This is a genomic window from Bacillus sp. JJ1764 (assembly GCF_036962145.1).
Taxonomy (GTDB): domain Bacteria; phylum Bacillota; class Bacilli; order Bacillales; family Cytobacillaceae; genus Neobacillus.
In genome coordinates this window covers 3,084-23,533 of record NZ_JBALNY010000159.1, presented here as the reverse complement: position 1 = coordinate 23,533, position 20,450 = coordinate 3,084, and the positions used below count along the sequence as shown (strand labels likewise).

18 protein-coding genes and 1 pseudogene are annotated in these 20,450 nt (G+C 39.7%); 5 read left to right on the top strand and 14 right to left on the bottom strand.

Annotation, left to right across the window (positions count from 1 at the left end; all coding sequences use genetic code 11):
• Positions 1 to 677 (top strand): amino acid permease (locus V7083_RS19815; protein WP_335481156.1); only part of this gene is annotated, 677 nt, incomplete at its 5' end.
• 375 nt (positions 678 to 1,052) lie between these two features.
• Here the strand turns inward: V7083_RS19815 and V7083_RS19810 are convergent.
• The 4 genes and pseudogenes from V7083_RS19810 to V7083_RS19795 form a co-directional block, all read right to left on the bottom strand.
• Positions 1,053 to 2,078 carry an HD-GYP domain-containing protein gene (locus tag V7083_RS19810; protein ID WP_335481155.1) on the bottom strand — a complete coding sequence of 342 codons (1,026 nt, stop codon included), beginning with the start codon at positions 2,076 to 2,078 and terminating at the stop codon, positions 1,053 to 1,055.
• Positions 2,079 to 2,247: 169 nt separating this feature from the next.
• Entirely contained in the window at positions 2,248 to 2,994 is a 747-nt protein-coding gene (locus tag V7083_RS19805; protein WP_335481153.1) for a C39 family peptidase, read from the bottom strand.
• Positions 2,995 to 3,164: 170 nt separating this feature from the next.
• On the bottom strand, positions 3,165 to 3,593 hold the full coding sequence (locus tag V7083_RS19800; protein WP_435555245.1) for a threonine/serine exporter family protein: 429 nt from the start codon (positions 3,591 to 3,593) through the stop codon (positions 3,165 to 3,167).
• Between the two features lie 30 nt (positions 3,594 to 3,623).
• Positions 3,624 to 4,380: pseudogene (locus V7083_RS19795) on the bottom strand (threonine/serine exporter family protein).
• Positions 4,381 to 4,564: 184 nt separating this feature from the next.
• On the opposite strand from V7083_RS19795, the gene V7083_RS19790 reads away from it, so the two are divergent.
• Both V7083_RS19790 and V7083_RS19785 read left to right on the top strand, forming a co-directional pair.
• Positions 4,565 to 6,640, top strand: a complete 2,076-nt coding sequence (locus V7083_RS19790; RefSeq protein WP_335481149.1) for a carbon starvation CstA family protein — start codon at positions 4,565 to 4,567, stop codon at positions 6,638 to 6,640.
• Positions 6,633 to 6,836: a YbdD/YjiX family protein gene (locus V7083_RS19785; protein ID WP_335481147.1), complete on the top strand. Its 204-nt coding sequence runs from the start codon at positions 6,633 to 6,635 to the stop codon at positions 6,834 to 6,836. Before V7083_RS19790 ends, V7083_RS19785 begins: the two co-directional genes overlap by 8 nt.
• An 89-nt stretch (positions 6,837 to 6,925) precedes the next feature.
• Here the strand turns inward: V7083_RS19785 and V7083_RS19780 are convergent, their stop codons facing one another.
• The 4 genes from V7083_RS19780 to V7083_RS19765 all read right to left on the bottom strand — a co-directional run bounded on the left by V7083_RS19780 (position 6,926) and on the right by V7083_RS19765 (position 10,616).
• Positions 6,926 to 7,249: a YrdB family protein gene (locus V7083_RS19780; RefSeq protein ID WP_335481145.1), complete on the bottom strand. Its 324-nt coding sequence runs from the start codon at positions 7,247 to 7,249 to the stop codon at positions 6,926 to 6,928.
• A gap of 25 nt (positions 7,250 to 7,274) precedes the next feature.
• The gene (locus V7083_RS19775) at positions 7,275 to 9,005 is read right to left on the bottom strand and encodes an MFS transporter (RefSeq protein WP_335481143.1); all 1,731 of its coding nucleotides are present in this window, start codon (positions 9,003 to 9,005) and stop codon (positions 7,275 to 7,277) included.
• A 19-nt stretch (positions 9,006 to 9,024) separates the two neighbouring features.
• Entirely contained in the window at positions 9,025 to 9,534 is a 510-nt protein-coding gene (locus tag V7083_RS19770; RefSeq protein WP_335481141.1) for a PadR family transcriptional regulator, read from the bottom strand.
• Positions 9,535 to 9,695: 161 nt separating this feature from the next.
• On the bottom strand, positions 9,696 to 10,616 hold the full coding sequence (locus V7083_RS19765) for a ketopantoate reductase family protein (protein ID WP_335481139.1): 921 nt from the start codon (positions 10,614 to 10,616) through the stop codon (positions 9,696 to 9,698).
• Between the two features lie 137 nt (positions 10,617 to 10,753).
• Between V7083_RS19765 and V7083_RS19760 the strand changes: the two genes are divergently transcribed.
• Entirely contained in the window at positions 10,754 to 11,533 is a 780-nt protein-coding gene (locus V7083_RS19760) for a formate/nitrite transporter family protein (RefSeq protein WP_335481137.1), read from the top strand.
• Between the two features lie 103 nt (positions 11,534 to 11,636).
• Here V7083_RS19760 and V7083_RS19755 read toward each other — a convergent pair whose 3' ends face one another.
• From V7083_RS19755 to recQ, 3 genes are all read right to left on the bottom strand, one after another.
• Positions 11,637 to 13,274, bottom strand: a complete 1,638-nt coding sequence (locus V7083_RS19755) for a hypothetical protein (protein WP_335481135.1) — start codon at positions 13,272 to 13,274, stop codon at positions 11,637 to 11,639.
• Positions 13,275 to 13,279: 5 nt separating this feature from the next.
• A complete protein-coding gene (locus V7083_RS19750) occupies positions 13,280 to 14,068 on the bottom strand; it encodes an ABC transporter ATP-binding protein (RefSeq protein WP_335481158.1) in 789 nt (262 codons plus the stop codon).
• Between the two features lie 118 nt (positions 14,069 to 14,186).
• Positions 14,187 to 16,316, bottom strand: a complete 2,130-nt coding sequence (gene recQ / locus V7083_RS19745; RefSeq protein ID WP_335481133.1) for a DNA helicase RecQ — start codon at positions 16,314 to 16,316, stop codon at positions 14,187 to 14,189.
• Positions 16,317 to 16,419: 103 nt separating this feature from the next.
• Here recQ and V7083_RS19740 point away from each other — a divergent pair, with 103 nt between their 5' ends.
• On the top strand, positions 16,420 to 17,061 hold the full coding sequence (locus tag V7083_RS19740; protein ID WP_438823750.1) for an HAD family hydrolase: 642 nt from the start codon (positions 16,420 to 16,422) through the stop codon (positions 17,059 to 17,061).
• 48 nt (positions 17,062 to 17,109) lie between these two features.
• Here the strand turns inward: V7083_RS19740 and V7083_RS19735 are convergent, their stop codons facing one another.
• From V7083_RS19735 to V7083_RS19725, 3 genes are all read right to left on the bottom strand, one after another.
• Positions 17,110 to 17,484, bottom strand: coding sequence for a hypothetical protein (locus tag V7083_RS19735; protein ID WP_335481130.1), 375 nt, complete (start codon positions 17,482 to 17,484; stop codon positions 17,110 to 17,112).
• Positions 17,485 to 17,667: 183 nt separating this feature from the next.
• A complete protein-coding gene (locus V7083_RS19730; protein WP_335481128.1) occupies positions 17,668 to 18,762 on the bottom strand; it encodes a CaiB/BaiF CoA transferase family protein in 1,095 nt (364 codons plus the stop codon).
• Between the two features lie 15 nt (positions 18,763 to 18,777).
• Positions 18,778 to 20,352 (bottom strand): fatty acid--CoA ligase, encoded by a 1,575-nt coding sequence (locus tag V7083_RS19725; RefSeq protein WP_335481126.1) that lies wholly within the window; start codon positions 20,350 to 20,352, stop codon positions 18,778 to 18,780.
• Between the last annotated feature and the right edge of the window lie 98 nt (positions 20,353 to 20,450).

The window sequence follows — 20,450 nt, the reverse complement described above, 5'->3', positions numbered from 1 at the left end:
AATTGAAAAATAAACATGAAGTACCAAAAGCAGGCACGGCCATGATGATTTCTTTGGTAGGAGTCTATATTCTTTCGATTTTCTTTATCCTATATTTCGTTTCCTGGACTAAAATCAATGAATCCGAAAGCCCCTTTGTGACATCCTTAGCGAATTTCAATATTCCCTTTATCGGTTCAATTTTTAACGTCATCATTATTAGTGCCGCTTTTTCGACGATGGTCGGAGCGTTGTTTTCCGTTACGAATATCCTGATTTCCTTGGCAAAGGACCAGGATGCTCCAAAAACCTTTGCCCATAAAAGCAAAAGAGGAACGCCATTCAAAGCATTGTTTTTAACAGGGGCCGCTTTGGCCATTTCGCTTATCATGTCATTTATTTTGCCTGGAAAATTATATGAGTATATAACGACAGCTGCAGGGGTCATGCTCATTTTAAACTGGATCATTATCCTGTCAACACAAGTAAAGTTGCGAAAGCAAATGAAAGCCGGTACTTTTAAAATGTTTGGGTCTCCTTACACCTCCTATCTCGGTATTTTGTTCATTCTTATAACAGTGGCTGGCGGATTTATGCATGCTACTCAAAGAATGGGTGTGATCATTAGCCTTGGGCTGGTGGCCGTCATCGCGATCACCTATTGGCTGTTTGTAAAAAAAAGGGATGCAAGTATGTAAATGGATATTGACAATCCATCATTATAAGAGTAATATTATATTTTGTGCTTACAATTATTTGTAACTTGAGTTTATTGAAGAAACCACAATGTAAGAATTACTGGCTTTCCACTATTGTTTTTCGGAAAGACTTATTCACACTGGAACGGCCTCGGAGCCGTAAGGATGTAAGAGAGGTAGGGCTTACGTCGTTTAGGTTTAAAAACCTGCTGGTGGAAAAATGTACCGCGGCACGATTGTTTAATAACATTGTTTAGTTTTTACATGAAGATATAGTTCATTAACTTGCAGCGATCAAGTTACATCATATGTTTCTAAATGAAAGCAAAGAAGGCAGAGGGATCAATGATTCCTCTGCCTTCGCCAATTCTACACCTAAAGGTTTGCAACCTGAAGAAGTGTCAGGTTTTCCTTGATCAGGTTTAACGGCTGAAACCCTTCTATTCTTAAAATGGGCTGATTGGGATAATTAGGTTCAACCTCCATAATTTCAGCCATTTTCCCATTTCGCAAGGAAATTTGCATTCCTTTGGATAAAGACATTAAGTAATACGTAAATGGTAAAACAATACTCTCATCTAGCCGCTTTGCATTGACATCTTTTATTAATTCTTCAATTGCGAAAAAAATAGTTCGCGGCTGCTTATAGACACGTACTGAACAAATGGCATCAAATGTATCGGCAACAGAGAGAATCCGGACAAATAAAGGAAGTTGTTCTCCTGTGAATCGATTAGGGTACCCAGAGCCATTGAGACGCTCGTGATGCTTTAAAACTCCTTCTAAAATATCTAGGCTTAACGAAGTCGAAACAAGCAGGTCATAACCCAGTGTAGGATGTTGTTTTATTAATTCAAACTCTTCATCTGTTAGTCTAGAGGGTTTGTTAAGAATGAAAGGATCAATTTTAAATTTACCAACATCATGAAATAGTCCCATTCTGGCTAACATGTGTTGATCGGTTTCTGGCAGGTTGATAATACTTCCAATTTTACTGGCAACTAATCCGACATTGATGGAGTGTTTAAACAAGTATTCATCCTGTGAAAAATTTGCCATGATATCCAGGATTTCAATGTCTTTCTCTACAAAGTCTTGATAAAGGGCATCAAATTCAGTCATCATTTCATGAATTTCATGATCCTCAAGGGTGTTTTTTTTACCAATATTTTGCTGTAAATCCTGAATGGATGAAAAAACATTTTTGTAAATCGTTTCATTCAATGTCCAGTTTTGTTTTGACTGTAATTGTTCAAGCTCAGAACGGTAGATAATTTGAGATTGATGCTTGTCCAACCATTCAGCATAATGTGATGTCAACATTGTCCCTTTTTTTAACAATAATATACCTGATTTGGAATAAATATCATCTTTGAGAATCATACCCTTGCTTACTTTCATGTTATAATGCCTCCCCTTCCCCTTATAACATGCATTTGTAAAACTTCACATTCCTATTCCCTTTTTCTTGAAATTCCATTGCTTTTAATATAATAGATTAAAAAAAATTGGTAAAGAGCATTCATACTAAAAAAACAAAAAAGCCCAAGTACTGCACTTGGACTTATGTTTATTTTATCGTAATTGCCTGCTTCCCCATTTGTTCCCAAGCCTTAATAAAGGTCCCTCTGTTTAGTTTCATATTTTTTGTACCATAGGGGTCATTGATATAAATATAATTTTGATCATAGCCAGTAATCACGACACTATGCTCATTAAAGGTTATCTCAATCTTACCTTGTGGAGTGTCCCATGTTTGAAGTACAGAAACCGGAGCGAAGTTTGACGTGGTGATAATCCAAACAGGATAACCCTGACCCACCATTTTTAGTACCTCATCAAAGGATTGATTCGTTAAATTTACTGCTCGCCCACCAACATATTTTTGTGCCAGTTCAAAAATCGGGCCATTATAAACTCCCAATCCGGGACCTGTCGCCATGTTACCTACAAATCCTTCATTGGGATTTCCCTTTTTACCATTACCGTAGTTAAACGGAACAGTCTTAATGTTATTAGCTAATTCATTTTTAGTAACATTCACTCCACTATAATTGAGGAGCATGGCCAGGCTTGTCACCTCACAGCCATTGTATAGCATAGGCTGATCCATTTGATTGAACAATGGAACGTCCAAAATAATTTGATCAGGCAGGGTGGGGGCCTCTTTTGGCTCAAGGGCCACTTCACGATCGATTAAAGGTATTGCCTCTTTAATCTGTTGAACTTTAGATTCTATTAAAGTATCATCCAGGATGGATCCCGGTAAGAGGATCAAAACTGCCATAATCAAAAATCCAATAATAAATTTTTTCATTTATGCCTTCCTATCCTTTAAAAAGTAATCATAGTAATATATTACTATATTACCTTATAAGAAATGACTATATTTAGCCAAAATCTTTCCAATTCTATCATATTTTATTTTTTTATGTTTTCCATAAGATAAAAAAACCCTTTGGCATCGCCAAAAGGTCTTTAGGATTTCTACACTTTATTAGGTCTTGTACTAAGTTTTTTTGTGACTTGATTAATCACTTCAGAAAAAACTAACCCAAAGGCAATTACCCCAGCCAACATTAACACTTTTGCAGCTAATGCAATAGCCGCGTTATAATCATTTTCCACAAAATTCCTCATAGCATCATATGCCATGCCACCCGGAACCAAAGGAATAATTCCCGCAACACTAAAAATGATGACCGGTGTTTTATAAAACTTGGCTAGCTGCTGGCTTAGCACTGCAATAAATATAGTCGCTGCCAAGGTCGCCAGAACGGCATTATTCGTAAAGTCTTCAAGAATATAATAGAGAACCCATCCCCCCATTCCAATTAATCCACATTTGATTAATGTTTTTTTGGGAGCATTAAAAAGGATCCCAAAGGCACCTGTTGCAATAAAGCTGGTTACCATCTGTCCGACAATCTCCACCTGATCTTCCTCCTATAAAAATGATACAACAAAGGCAATTCCGGCTCCGATTGCGAAAGCAGTTAGAAAAGCCTCCGCCCCCTTGGAAAGCCCGGCAATTAAGTGTCCAGCCATTAAATCCCTGATGGCATTAGTCACTAAAAGCCCCGGTACCAGGGTCATAACCGATCCAATAATAATTTTATCCAACTGGTGTCCGAATCCGATTTTAATAAAAATAAACGAAATGAGCCCAATAATAAACGAGGCTAAAAATTCTGAGAAAAACTTGATTGGCACAAAACGATGAAATCTCACAAAGCTAAGATACCCGATCCCNNATCATCGCTGGAATAAAATCATTCCAGCCGCCATTAAACATGATCATGAAACAGCCACTTGCCAATGATGCAGCAGCTATTTGTACTTTAAATGGAAAGCTCAGATCTAATCCATCAAGTTCTTTCAATTGCTCCATAGCCTCTTCGGGAGTCATCTGACCTTCGCTGATTCTTCGAGAAATACTGTTAACAAGCGCCACCTTTTCTAAATCGGTTGACCGCTCAGAGATTCTAATTAATTTAGTTTTAGTTGGTTCCGTCCCGTCTGCCGAAAAAATAATTCCGGTCGGGGTGACATAACTATGTGATCGTTCAATTCCAAACGACGCAGCCATCCGCATCATAGTATCCTCGACCCGATACGTCTCTCCCCCGCTTTGCAGCATTATTTTTCCAGCAAGCAGGCAAACCTCCATAATTTCATAGGTTTGTTCTGCTTGATTTTTCATATACCTCACCACAATACAATTTTTTTCATCTTTATAGTTTAATTCATTAGTTAGGTAGGAAGCAATGTACGTTTGTTACTTTATATAAGTGGTACGTACTATCGTAAATTGTCATAAAAGTCTTTCAATTGAAAAAATAATATATTATAATAATGTCATAATATTTGGAAAGGTGGGAAAAAACTTGAAAGCGTTTAAATCAATTATACTCTGGGGCGTAATTGCGGCTCTGGGTGCTGTAGGCTTTGCCATGATGGCTTTAAACAGAGGAGAAAGCATCAATGCGATTTGGCTGTTAACGGCCGCCGTCTGTATTTACGCCATTGCCTACCGCTTTTACAGCAAGTTTATCGCACAAAAAGTTTTTCAGCTCGATGACACTCGAAAGACACCTGCAGAATTACATAACGACGGAAAAGATTATGTTCCAACCAACAAATGGGTCCTGTTTGGCCACCACTTTGCAGCTATAGCCGGTGCGGGTCCACTAGTTGGCCCCATCCTTGCGGCACAAATGGGTTATTTACCGGGTACTCTTTGGATTGTAGTCGGAGTTGTATTAGCCGGTGCTGTACAAGACTTTATCATTCTATTTGGTTCCATGCGCCGAAATGGAAAATCCCTGGGTGAAATGATTAAAGACGAGATGGGCAAAGTAACCGGGATTATCTCCATGATTGGTATTTTAGGTATTATGATTATTTTATTAGCTGTTTTAGCACTGGTTGTTGTTAAGGCACTTGTGGGCAGTCCATGGGGCATGTTCACAATCGCAGCCACGATTCCAATTGCGATTTTCATGGGAATTTATATGCGTTATATTCGGCCGGGACGTGTTGGTGAGGCATCTATTATTGGAATTATTCTTTTAATTTTTGCATTATTTTTTGGGCAAACTGTTGCAGAAAATCCAACTTTAGCAAACATGTTTACATTTAAAGGCGAAACCATTGCCATTATGATGATTATTTATGGTTTTATTGCTTCTGTATTACCAGTATGGCTGCTGCTGGCCCCACGTGATTATCTAAGTACTTTTCTTAAGGTTGGTACCATTCTGGCACTTGCTCTAGGAATTGTCATTGTGGCTCCTAATCTTGAGATGGCAGCCGTAACAAAATTCATTGATGGTACGGGACCTGTATTTGCAGGGAACTTATTCCCATTCTTATTTATTACCATCGCCTGCGGTTCTGTATCTGGATTCCATGCTCTTGTTTCCTCCGGTACGACACCTAAAATGATTGAAACGGAATCACATGCCCGTCCAATTGGTTATGGAGCGATGCTGACAGAATCTTTTGTTGCAGTTATGGCAATGATTGCAGCATGTGTACTTCATCCTGGGGTTTATTTTGCGATTAACAGTCCGCCCGCTTTAATCGGTACCGATGTTGTTTCTGCTGCAAAAGCTGTGACCAACATGGGCTTCACCGTATCTCCAAATGATTTAAGCACCATTGCTAAACATGTTGGGGAATCAACCATATTATCAAGAACAGGTGGAGCACCGACACTTGCTATTGGGATGGCGACTATTTTCTCAAAAGTAATTGGCGGAAAAGCGTTGATGGCATTCTGGTATCATTTTGCAATTCTGTTTGAAGCCCTATTTATTTTAACAACGATTGATGCTGGTACCCGAGTTGGCCGATTCATGATTCAAGATTTAATTGGCAATTTCTATAAGCCTTTCGCTAAAACCGAAGCATTAGTACCTAATATCATTGCTACTGCTCTCTGTGTATCATCCTGGGGCTACTTCCTGTACCAAGGTGTTATTGACCCACTTGGAGGAATCAATACGTTGTGGCCGCTATTTGGGATCGCAAACCAGATGTTAGCCGGAATAGCCTTGCTATTAGGGACAACTGTCCTGTTTAAGATGGGAAAAAAAGCATATGTTTGGGTAACCTTATTTCCAACAACATGGCTATTGATTGTGACTTTAACAGCTGGATGGCAAAAGCTTTTCCATGATAATCCGAAGATTGGTTTCTTGGCACACGCGAAAATTTTCAAAGAAGCCCATGATAGTGGGAAAGTTCTCGCTCCTGCTACATCAGCCGCTCAAATGAAGCAGGTTTTAGTGAATGATTATGTGGATGCTACATTGACTACCATATTCATGCTTGTTGTCGTAGTGGTCTTAATCTCGGCTTTACGAATCTGGTTCAAAGTATTAACCAACCATAAACTGCCGTTGCATGAGTCTCCATATGTACCACGCAGTGAGAAGGATTTGAAGAAGTATGCTTAATAAATTAAAGGAACTGAAAACCTTACGAAAGCAATTTATTAGTTTGCTTGTTGGAGTTCCCAGCTATGAAACTTATGTTGCACATATGCAAACGCATCATCCGAATGATCCGGTTAAATCGCGTAAGGAATTCTTTTGTGAGGCTCAGGAGGCACGGTACAATGCCAAGGGTGGCAAAGTGTCACGTTGCTGCTAGAATAAAAATGAACAGCCTGCAGCTTTTTGGTGGCAGGCTGTTCATTTTTATAAAAAACTCTCATAACAATAATTTTGGGAGATATTACTCTATTGTTCCCAGATCTTCAATAATACTAAATTTACTGCGGCAACTACAGCATAAATAACTGCAAGTGATTGTTTGCCTGAAAAATAAAGTGCTACCGCTGCTCCTCCAAATATGACTATTTCAAATATCAGCCGTGGAAATCCATGCAATGAATACATAGCCTTTGGCGAGCCGAACAATCCCCATAATACAGCTACCAACAACGGTGTCCCGATTCCCAGAAGGAAACCAAAAACACGAAACCCCCAATAGCCGTAGAAAGCCAATGCTAATAATTCCAACAAAAATCGCAAGCCTAAATTTAGTGACTTAACCAGTTCCACTTGAAATCCCCTCCCAAGGATTTTCTTATTCAACTGATTGTACTTTTATAACAGGTACTTCCGCTTTTCTTTTTCGCTCCCAAAAGATAAAACCGGCAAAAGCACATAACAGGACAAACGGAATACTTGTTTTATACAGTTCGGCAAAGCTTGTGGAAATCCTTTTTTCAGCAAAATCTCCTACCTGAGTGGTATAGGTCTGAACAATCTTTCTTTTTCCGGCTATTTCTTGGTCTACCTGCTTTTCAACAATCTTTGTAATCTGTTCTTTTACCTGACTCCTTTGGCTTTCTGGCACGGAGGCCAGAGCAATCTGTACATTTTTATCGATAATCTGTTTGCGCTCTTCCTGAGAAAGGAAGGAGGAAGGGCTATTCTTAGAAGTCTTCTCTTCCTTAATCGATTTCTTCGTCTCTGCTAAAATCGTCTTCTTAGCCGTCTCCGGAACATCTAATTTTTCTAGCTTATTCTCAGCATAATGAAGAACTTCCTGCTTTTTCACACTAATATTATTTGTTAATCCCGCTACAAAGATCGCGACAGCTAGCACAACACCCACTTGTCTTAGCATAGAGAAAACACTCTGAGAGGCGGTAAGCATCTCACCTTCAAAGGAAGAAGTGCTGGCAATGGTTGCCGAGGATATGACAAAGCTAAAACCAAGACCCAATAAACTGCACAAAAGGATAATTTCCTTTGCTGTACTGTGCAAATTTAGACTGTGTAGCAAATAATAGGAGATTCCCATTATACTAAAGCCGACGATCACAGGGATGGTATAACCAATTTTCTTCGTAAGTAAGCCAGCAAAATTAGAAAAGACAAAAATGGATGCTGAGACTGGAGTGACGAGAAGTGCGGCTTGGAGTTCTGTTTTATGCTGGAAGGTTGTTAAGAATTGTGGGAGTAGGACCATTACACCGATGAGGAAAATAAAACCTGTTGTCACAATGACTACCGAGCCAGTAAATAAACGATCTTTAAATAGTTGTAGGTTTACCATTGGTGTCTTCGATTTTTTCTCTGCAAAAATAAACAAGACGATCGAAACAGCTGTGGTAAGATAACAAATGATGGCAGTGCTGCTATCCCAGCCCCAGGTATTCCCTTTGATTAGAACAAGATTTAGCGAAAAAATCGACGTTACTGAGAAAAGTAAACCAAACCAGTCGATCGTTGATTTTATACGGCTTTCATGTTTGATTGATAGGATAAGAAACGAGACGACAATTGCAGCAATACAGATCGGCACATTTACATAAAAAACCCAGTGCCAGCTAAGCTTCTCAGTAATGATTCCGCCAACGGTCGGTCCCAAAGCTGTCGATAAACCTTGGGTCGCACCTAATAGTGTTAACGGGAGGACGCGTTTTTCAATCGGCATGGCGGAAATTCCAATTACCATGGAGCACGGAATCAAAATGGCAGCCCCTAGGCTTTGCACAAATCTTGCAGCAATTAGAAACTCACCGCTTGTTGCCAGACCACATAAGGCTGACCCGAATCCGAAAATAATTAAGCCTGCGATAAAAAATTTATTTCGACCGTACATCTCAGCAAACCTGGCAAGTGGTATCGCTAAAACGGCAATGGTCATCGTGTAAACATTGAGCATCCACGAGCTCGTTTCCAACGACGTATGCAAACCGTCTTGGATAGCCGGCAAAGTAATATTCATGATTGTTGAATCAAGCATACAAACAAATACCCCTAAGCACATTAATAGAACAACCTTCATTCCACCCGTACCCTTCATTCATCTACTCTCCTTTAATTTATATTTTTTTTAATTCCTCATCAATCATTCCGATAATCATCTGTGCCTGGCGAATCCCAAACTCCAACGTAAATCGTTTATGATGTTCCATATCTTCTCCACATGCATCAGCAATTCTTGTCAGATTATCGTACATTGCCTGGTTCTTATCGCGTTCTTCTATCAGCCATTCACGGATTTTATTCTGTGTCGCAAATCGACCAAAAAAGATTCGGATAAGGATATCAGATCTTGTGACAGTTGGATTGATCGGGCTATTCAAATATTGTTGAAATTGCTCTTTTCCACTATCCGTAATGACAAATAGATTCTTATTCGGCTTGCCCTCCTGTAGAATTACCCGTTTTTCCACTAGCCCTTCCTTTTCCATTTTCCTAAGTGCCGGATAAATAGCCCCAAATGAAGCATCGAAAAAGTAAGAAACTGAATTCTCCATCATTTGCTTAATATCATAACCACTCATTTGTTCATCATATAAAAAGCCGAGAATAACATCTTGGATATTCATTGTATATCACACCTCAATATTATTTATGTTTATATTATCATTGTTAATATAAACAATGTCAATAATAAACTTTTTCAGATTTGTAAAGCAGGACAAAAAATTTCAGCTCCATTAAAACAAGCATCCGATAAAATAATCGGATGCTTGTTTGTCTGTTCGTATTATACTAACAACTGTTTTTCATAAATTTTTAAATTAGCATAGACACTTTCTAATACTGGGACCTGTAGGTGAACTTTGCGGGCCATTTCTAATAAATACCCTTGTAAATGATCTGCTTCTACCGGCAGGTTTTTTTCCATATCCCTCTGCATAGAGGATTTCATCTCAAATCCTAGCCCATTTATTTGCTCGATAATGTTGTTTTGAATATCTTCTGAAAATGGGGCACCTGCGGACTTCATAACAGAAATAATTTCTTGTAACAAACGGTCCATGGTTGTTTTACCTTCAGGCAACTCACGAATTGGGCCTATTGGCGCTCTCATCAATGTGGTGATCCCTGACATTACCGCAATAAACAAATACTTATTCCACAAATCCTGGCTAATGTTTTCACTTAACCGATATCCTGTTTTCGTTCCGCTAAAAGCAGCCTCGACTTTTGAGATTCGTTCAGACCTTACCCCATTAAGCTCTCCGAATACAATATCATGCTTGTTACTTGTTTGAATTACTCTTCCTTCTTTATCCAGAGTACTTTCAATAAAGCAAAGTCCTCCGATCACTTTCTCAGCGCCAAATTCCGCTGCCAGTTTATCATAATGCAAGAGTCCATTTAATAATGGCAATATCATGGTATCCTTTCCTACATAGCGCCGAATACTCTCGATTGCCCCATTTAAATGATAGGCCTTTGTTGAGAGTATAATTAAACTAAATGGCCCTGCGTCCTCTCCGGCAACCATTGTATTTGGGAAAAGAATAGCATTGCCGTGAACACTATCAATAGCCAGTCCAGTGTCTTTCAGCTTATTTCTTCTTCCCTCTCTTACTAAAAAAGTGACGTCCTCTCCTTTTTCAAGTAACCGACCGCCAAAATAACCACCAACAGCGCCTGCACCAACCACTAAGATTCTCATCCAGTTCCCCCCGATGTACTTACTTCTAAAACCAGTATAAAGGATAGAAAAAAGATGGAAAAGTATTCCGCCACATATTCCGGCCTTTTCTGTTCAAAATAAAGGATAAATTAGGAAATGGATTGGTGGTTAGCCCAATGGAAATGGAATCTTTAAGGGAAGTCGAAAAATTAGCGTTAAAAAAGGTGACAATATTTAGACAAAGTCTATTACGTTACATTTTACGGGCCATGCTTGCCAGTATGTTTATAGGATTTGGCGTGATTGTTGCCTTTAAAACGGGAAATTATTTTTACATGGAACATTCACCATTCACCTACCCGATGGCGGCCATAACCTTTGGTGCAGCCATTATATTAATCGCATATGGCGGCGGCGACCTATTTACGGGAAATACCTTTTATTACACATACGCGGCATTTCGGCGCAAGCTCTCCTGGTCTGAGGTAATAAGATTATGGGTTTGCAGTTATATTGGTAATATTTTAGGGGCTGCTGCCTTTGCCTTTATGATTTTTACCACCGGGTTGTTCGCCGAATCAACGGTAAATGGCTTTTTACTTAGTGTGGTGGATAAAAAAATGCATGTGCCGACCGTTGAATTATTTTTCAGAGCGATTCTTTGTAATTGGCTTGTTTGTTTAGCTTTCTTTTTACCAATGGGACTAAAAGGGGATGGCCCCAAAATGTTTGCCATGATGCTGTTTGTGTTTTGCTTCTTTATATCCGGTTATGAGCACAGCATTGCCAATATGTGTACCTTCGCCATAGCCTTAGTCCTCAATCATCCTGGAACGATTTCATGGGGCGGTGTAATTCATAATCTTGTTCCCGTCACGATAGGAAATTTATTTGGCGGCGGTGTCCTAATGGCATTTATGTATTACTACGTAAACAAGCCCTTTCTTGACGATTAGTTTTCGACAAATTTCCAAGGAAATAACAACAAAAAAAGAGAGTAAAATGAATGACCAAATAAAAAGCTGTCATTAGTCACTTCAGACCAATGGCAGCTTTGTATTATCGGATAGACCAAATGGTTTTATAGGCTCGTTTCCAAGAAAATAATGTGATGACGCTTAGAATAATCAGGTAAATAAACACACCGAAAGGAATAAAGGTAACCGCAAAATGGATGCCAATAAAAATGCCGATTAAAAGAAGAGCACCGATCATTTGCAGTCCCCCATTCTGCTTAACATCCTGAAAGGACTCTGAAAATGGCAAGGTACCTTTAAGAAAGATCGTACTAATGACAGTATAGAGAACAGCTGTAACCATTACTACTACTAAATCAGGGATCACCTTAAATCCGAAGATCCCAATAAAAATAATACATAAAATAAAATAAACTGGGAAAAAGAGGTTGACGATAAATACCTTTAATACCCCACTAAACAATGGGGCTAAATTATGAAGGGGTGCTGCTCTAAATACCCAAGCCCCCTTATATTTCCCTGAGTATTTCAACATGGTAACTGCACCGGGAATCATTGTACAAGACATGTAAATGGTGAGATACCATTTACTTTCTACTAAATGGGCATAAGAATTCATTTGAATCTCATTGAACATGAATATAAACGGAAAAACTAATGACATACCGAGTGAAGGATATACCTTTAAACGAAATTCCCTTTCATTCCGCATCATATGATCAGCAAATCGGAAAAACATTTTCTCTTCATTATTTCTGCATAATAATTTGACCACTATATTTTTCCATTTGCGCTCTTTTCGTTTGCCCTCACCACTATTATTCGATAATTTTTGTAAATTCTGCTCGAATGAAGGCAACATCCGAACATAGATCATAATAGCGAGAATCGGGACGATCACTGCTAACACCGAATAAATATAAAGGGTTTGATTTGCAAGATGCCCAAAAATTAATTCGAATGGCGCTCCGAACCAAATGGGAGGAACAAGGAACTGCCACCAACTAGGTGTAAAGGTAATTTTCAAATCTACTAAACTAAACGCCCTTACCAAAATTTGATAGCCTACTGCAATCGAGATTGATAACCCTATTTGGACATAATTAATAATATCCTTTAATTTTTCTCCATCAAAAAAGCGCAAAATAAAATAATAGATGATGGCTGTTAAAACGACTATAAATAAATCTAGAAGTAAGAGTCCAAGTAAGGATAAAAGAAAGAATAACAGCCCATGTCTAAAAGCTCCCACAATCATAGGCACAGCAGATATGGCTATAGTAAGAAAAAATAAATAAATCGAGATATGAACCGTTTTAGCAGCACTAACGGTTTTTTTGTTGACCGGCTTGGTCAGCAAAATCCCTTTGTCCCTTACGTCAAGCAGTACATTGGAAAAGTCAGAAATCATTGATGTCATTACGAGAAACATGACGATCCCATAAAAGAGACTCATTTGATAAAGATAGCTTGTTCCAAGATTGACAACAGGTATCAGCATGAGGCTCATTAATACATAGATCCACAGCGACTTAATAAATCCATTCTCTTCCGGTTTTTTCTTTTTGTTTCCCTGTTGATTAAAAATGGTTGGTGTCCTGCGACCATCCATCGTAAGTTTAACCACTAGGATTTTTCTCATGATAGGATAATCTACACCAAGCCTTTCAAAAAAACCGCTAAATGCGTCCAAGATTTTTAAAGTTCGGAAATCTTTCACGGTCTCTACACCTCTTGAACAATGGAGACAAATGCTTCTGCCATTTCCTGATGTTCATTAAAACCAGTCAGTTGGTTAAAAATTTGCTCCAAAGACCCTTCTTTATTTTGCTCCTTTAAATCGTTGAAACTGCCGTCGGCCACAATGATCCCATCATTAATTAAAATGATTCTACTGCTTATTTTCTCAACCACATCCATGATATGGGAGGAATAAAAGATGGTTTTTCCCTGGGCAGCTAGAATGGCCAGAATTTCTTTAAAAACCATAACACTATTGGCATCAAGTCCACTAAGCGGCTCATCTAAAAATAATAAATCTGGATTATGTATTAAACTGGATATAATCAATACCTTTTGCCGCATTCCTTTTGAAAAAGAAGCAATGCGCGAGTCATATACACCTTCAAGTCCAAATACCTTCATCAGTCTTTGCGCCTTCTCATCTGCCTTGGCGAGCTCCATTCCGTAAAGTTCTCCAATAAAAGTTAAGTACTCTCTTGCCGTGAGATTATCATACAGTTCGGCAATTTCCGGGACATAACCGATTTTCCTCTTATAATCTATATTCTTTTCATTTAAGGTCTCACCCAGTATTTCTACAGTTCCGGTGAAGTCAGTTTCAAGACCGAGCAAAATCTTGATGGTGGTACTTTTTCCGGCACCATTTGGCCCGATATATCCGATGATTTGCCCACGCTTTACTGACAAATCAATTCCCTTTAAGACACTTTTTGATCCATAATTTTTCTTTAAATCCTTAATGCTAATCACAACTTCTTGATTTGTATCGATGTTCCTCACCCTCTTAACGTTACTTATTTCCATTTTAACATAATTTTCCTATAATTCTATCATACGCCTTAATAACAAAAATGGCTGAACCTTTATTTGTCACAGTTCAGCCATTTCTTTATTTTTTCTTACTTAAATAATAGACATATACCTTAATCATAAAATAACTTACGTCTTCAGGTAACATTTCCTTAATTGGTTTGAGACGTTCACGGCCGGCTTTTTCCACTGCATGTTCAAGGAGTGGTATATATTCACTTGGTATGAGACTTGAAAAATCTACCTCCATCCCTTGTTGGGCACATTGGAGAAGATGATTTTCCACCGTGCTGGCCGCCAATTCACGCTGCTCGGCGATTTCTTGAACAGAGAGGTGATTTTTATACATTTGGTACGTTTCTATATTGGAGTCCCCCACTGCCTTTTTAGCAGACCTTTTAGGAGCAACCGGTACTGGATTATTTTTACTTTGATAGTCGGGGTTTTCTTCATAAAATTCGAGAATCGCCTTGATAAATTCCTGTCCATATTTCGCTAGTTTTTGCTCACCAACCCCGCTGACTTGTAAAAATTCTTCACTGGTTAATGGCAGTTTAGCACACATATCCTGGAGGGCAGCATCGGAAAAAATGACAAATGGCGGGACTTTTTCTGATGCGGCAATCTGTTTGCGAACCTCTCGCAAAATCTCAAACAGAGGATCCGCTTTGGATACTTGTTTGACTTGCACCGTCTCTCTTCTGAAGACTTGTTCTTTCCCAAGGAGCACTTCTTTTCCTTTAGGGGAAACATAAATGGTTGGATAAGTCCCTTGTTCAATGGCGATTAGTTCCTGGGAGATCAAAAATTCAATGAAATCCCCCACGTCCTTTGCACTTTGCTCCTTCATGATTCCATAGGTAGACAGTTTTTCAAATCCCATTTCAGTCACTTTCTTATTTTTCGAACCGGTTAATACCTGGGCAGTTACGTTTTTGCCAAATCGCTGTCCCATCCGAATCACGCAGGATAACACCATTTGTGCTTCTTTGGTCACATCAATGCTTGTCCGCGAATCCGTACAGTTTCCGCACCGCCCACATTGCTCAGTTTCTGTCTCACCAAAGTATTTTAAGATAAACTCCTGCAGGCAGCTTTCCGTATGGCAGTAATCAACCATTTGCTGAAGCTTTTCCAGCTCTTTTGTGATACGGTTTCTATCTGTTGATTGTTCAATCAGAAAGCGCTGGATCTGCACATCCTGTGGCGAATACAGAACCATACATTCACTATCCAGCCCGTCTCGTCCGGCACGGCCTGCCTCCTGGTAATAGCTCTCCATATTTTTTGGAAGTTGTAGATGTACCACAAAACGGATATTGCTTTTATCGATTCCCATCCCAAAAGCAGAGGTGGCAACCATAACCGAGGCTTTGTCAGTTAAAAAGCGTTCCTGTTCCGCATTGCGTTCTTGATCGTTCATACCTGCATGATACCGGGCAGCATTAATGTTTTCTTTTTGCAGCCGTTCATATAGGGTATCTACATTTTTTCGCGTCGCCGCATAGATGATTCCTGCTTCTTTTTCATTCTTTTTCAAGTATTGCAAAAGGTACTTCCAGCGATCTTGTCCCTTAATAACTGAAAAGGATAAGTTAACACGTTCGAAACCGGTAATGATGGAGTGGTTCTCTTGAATAGCAAGCAGTTCACAGATATCCTCTCGCACTTTTGGGGTTGCGGTTGCCGTTAAGGCGAGCACAATTGGCTTTTGATGGAGGCAATTGATCATTTTGCTGATTTGGCGATAGCTTGGACGAAAATCATGTCCCCATTGTGAGATACAGTGAGCCTCGTCCACAGCTACCATCGGAATCTCCATACTTTTCAGCTCAGCAATAAATTCAGGAGAATCTAATCGTTCAGGAGCGATGTAAAGCAATTTAACCTTTCCTTGCTTAGCAGCCTGAATTCGGTCATTCGCTTCATTGTAGCTGATAGAACTGTTGATAAATGTTGCAGGAATACCATTTTGGATGAGGGAATCAACCTGATCTTTCATCAAGGAGATCAGTGGGGAAATAACGATTGTGGTACCTGGAAGAACCATCGCAGGAATTTGATAGCAAATCGATTTGCCTCCACCTGTCGGCATCACACAAATCGTATTATTCCCTGACAGTACAGAACGAATTGCCTGCTCTTGACCTATGCGGAAGGAATCATAGCCAAAATAAGTTTGTAACAGTGTCAAAGCTTTTTCAAACAAATTCATTTCTCCTTTCTTATCAATCTCTAAAATAGCATATCATATTTTTAAAATTAATATATAATTTGTATAATAAGGTACATTTCAGGAGGTAAACATGGCAATGAAAGCAGTCATATTTGATTTTGATGGAACGATTATTGATACGGAGTCAATGTGGTTTGAAGGGTTTAAAGAATTGCTGGATGAGCGATTCCAAATCGAGTTGCCGCTTGATATTTTTGCGAAGTGTGTTGGGACAACGGATGAAACTTTATTTCAGTATATAGAATCTCAAACGGGAACGGCTGTAAACCCACAAGAACTAAGCCAAATAGTTAGAGACCGATTTTCTGAAAAATTAACCAAGCTGGAACTTCGTGAGGGAGTGAGGGAGTTACTTGAGGAAATTAAACAGTTAGGCTATGTAATTGGGCTTGCTTCCAGCTCTTCAAAGGAATGGGTGGAGCGATTCCTTATTCAATTTGAACTTATGGATTATTTCTCTGTCATTAAGACGAAAGAGGATGTTTTAAGAGTCAAACCTGACCCGGCCCTATATCTGAAGGCGTTAGAGGAATTGCAAATCGAACCAGCTGAGGCAGTGGCCATAGAAGACTCAGTGAATGGATCCATGGCTGCTATTGATGCCGGGATGAAATGTGTGGTCATCCCTAATCAGGTCACCTCGTTTTTAAATTTTCACGAAAAGACCATTCGCTTTGAATCATTTGCTGATTTTAACTTTAGTAGAATTTGCGGGTAAACATATTTTTAAAGCCTATTAAGCAGTCTTAGCTCTATGAAATTTAGACTAAGGCTGCTTTTTATTTGGTTTCTTCTTTTCTAATCTATCTTGAATTTCCCCTGCGAAAATACCTAATAGCATAGATAGATGTCCAGCAGAAACATGGATCATTTGTTCCGGCTCTGTTTGATAGGAAATATAGTAAAATAATGAAATGACAAAGATGGAAAAAACTAATTGATTCGATAAAGAGGCTTTTCGTTTAAATCCCAGTGCGAAACCAAGGCAGGAGTTAATGATATAGGCAGTATCAAATGAATGAGTATAATTGCCGAATATCACAACCATTAAGAAGGAAATGAATAACATTAACATCGTACCTTTGAATCTAAGTTTTCTTACATCATCCAACATATGAATCTCATACCATTTACTCACCATACCAATCCTTTCCTTTTGACTGCCATTCACCTAAATATTAGATCACTACGGATATCAGTTTTAATGTTAAAGCCCCCTCAGAAAGCTTTCTGAAGGGGTTTCTACATTATTGGTGTAATCTTTCTAAGAGATTATTGATGAAGGGATACTTTTAAAAAGACCAGCTTTTTTACCAAGTACTCTTTACATTAACATATTCTTCAAAATTTGTTCCCGGTGCTCTCCTTTTTTGGGTGGAGGGGTTAACGATTCTAGTTTCAGGTCACTATGCATTTTAACCTGGTAATCTCCCCAAGAAGATTTGAATACCAGCTCTTTTTCTATATAATAAGGATTTTCGGTGAGTTCCCCCACTTCCAAAACTGGTGCCATGCAGCAATCAACCTTCTGGGAGAATTCAATCCACTCATAGAAGGATTTACTCATAAACAAGGCGGTAATTTCATGGAAAACAGGGTTTTCCTGATTGTTTTTTGAAAAATGGCTGTTGATCCAGTCCTCACGACCGAACGCCAAACAAAAATTATGCCAAAACTTCGGCTCCAGCGCACCAAGACTCATATACCGACCATCCATCGTTTCATAAATCGCGTAGGAGATCACACTACCGTTTAGGACAGGTACTCCAGTGCCTTGACCCGTTTCCTGTTGAACGAGGACATGATTACCCAGCATAGAAACCAGTTGATCCGTGATTGAGATAGAATGATAGCTTCCCTTACCAGTAAGTGATTTAGAAACTAGGCCGGCTAAAATCCGTTCGTTTGCGGCAAATCCCCCTACATAATCAGCAAGCGTAATAGATGGATGCACAGGTCTGCCTTGTTGATCCTTTAGTTGAGCCAGCACCCCGCTTAAAGCCATGTAATTGATGTCATGATTACCCAGTTTGCTCAATGAACTGTTCTGCCCAAATCCAGAAATGGAGCAATAGACGATATCTGGCTTTATCTGTTGAACAGTCTCATATCCAAGCCCCAGTTTTTCCATCACCCCTGGTCTAAAACTTTCGATGAGAACGTCAGCATTTGAAATTATTTTTAACGCTACTTGCCTTTCCTCTTCCCCTTTCAGATTAAGAGTGATGCTCTTTTTCTGACGGTTGTTGGCATGAAAAACTAACCCTTCCTTTTGCTTAAAAAATCCTGTATTTCTGGCGGGATCCCCTTCCGGTGACTCCACCTTGATAATTTCTGCCCCCAATTCTGCCAGTCTTAAGGTGGCAAACGGTCCAGGAAGATAATTAGTAAAATCTATGACTTTAATGCCATGTAACATAGTTTAAGTCCTTTCTTACTTGCTTGCTTGATCGGGAGCAAATAGTTCCTCAAGCTGTTTGCGCAGGATAAACTTTTGAATTTTCCCGCTAGCATTTCGGGGCAGTGCTTCACAAAAGTGGTATTTTCTTGGGCGCTTATAATTTGCCAGTTTATCACTATTTTTACAAAATTCATCCAATTCTTCTTCGGTGATTTTCGGGTCTTTTTTTACAATGAAAGCCGTAACAGTTTCACCCCAACGGTCATCAGGCTGACCGACAACTGCAACATCGAGTACACCCGGATGCCCATGAAGCACATCCTCTACCTCACGCGGGTAAATGTTTTCCCCCCCGCTGATAATCATGTCGTCAACACGGTCATTGACGTATAGATAACCTTCTTCATCCATATAGCCGATATCACCCGAATGGTACCAGCCTTTGTTCAAGGCATTGTGGGTCGCTTCGGGACGATTATAGTAACCTAGCATCATACATGGTCCTTTAACGATAATTTCTCCTGTTTCTCCAGCTGGTACAACATCATCTGGGTCTGAAGGTCCATCTTCTCTCGTGCGGACAATCCTAATGTCATGATTTATTGCAGCCTGACCTGCTGAGCCAGCTTTTCTCAGCTGTTCGCCTTCCGACAAGAAGGTAATCGCCGGGCCCATTTCCGTCATCCCATAGGCTTGGATAAGAGAAATGCCGAGGCGATCATGCAGTGCGTGCACTAGAGATGGAGCCATTGGAGCTGCCCCATATAACCCAAGTTTTAAACTGGATAGATCATATTGACTTAAATCTTCCTGTAGAAGCATGTTCCACATGGTCGGTGCAGCAAACAGTTTCGTGATTTTTTCTTTTTCTATTAATGGAAGAATTGATTTGGGATTGAACTGATGAAGGATAACGTTTTTCGCACCAACGTGAACTCTAGGAAGGAAGGCACAATGAAGCTCTGCACAGTGGAACATCGGTGCTGTAACAAGCCCAACATCATCCGCTTCTAATTTCCCTGCAGCGATGCAGAGTAAACTTTGGTCAATCATGTTGCGGTGAATGTGTATGACCCCCTTTGGACGTCCGGTTGTTCCACTGGTGTAGATGAAGGCATACACATCATCTTCCTTGACTTCAATCGTAATGTCATCGGTAGAGGCAGTGGCAACTTTTTCTTCATAACTTGCTGCATATTCCGGTTTGTCCTTGTCAATGTACCAGAACGAGATTTGATCGAAGCGGTCGGCAATGGCAGAAATGACTGGTTCTAATGTCTTTTCAAACAGCACAACCTTTGGGGCGGCATCTGATAAAATAAAGGCCACTTCCTCTGACATGAGTCGGAAGTTGATTGGATTAAACACGGCACCGATTTTGGCACAGGCAAAAAAGGCAGTCCCCAACTCTTCTGTGTTGAACATCAAGGTGGAAACCCGATCGCCTTTTTTTACCCCTTCTTTTAAAAGGGCATTAGCCAACCGGTTAACCTGCTCGTTCCACTCTTTGTAGGTGTAACGGACGTTTTTACGAACATCGTAGATTGCTTCCTTGTTAGGGTTTCGTTTTACGGTTAATTCGAATACTTTTCCGATTGTTGTGGTCATTTTATACGCCTCCTATTGGTTGGTTTTTTGGGGGTTGTGGGGATTCCGCGAGTTTTTGCGATATTCCCGCGGAGTTTTGCGATATTCCCGCCGGCTTC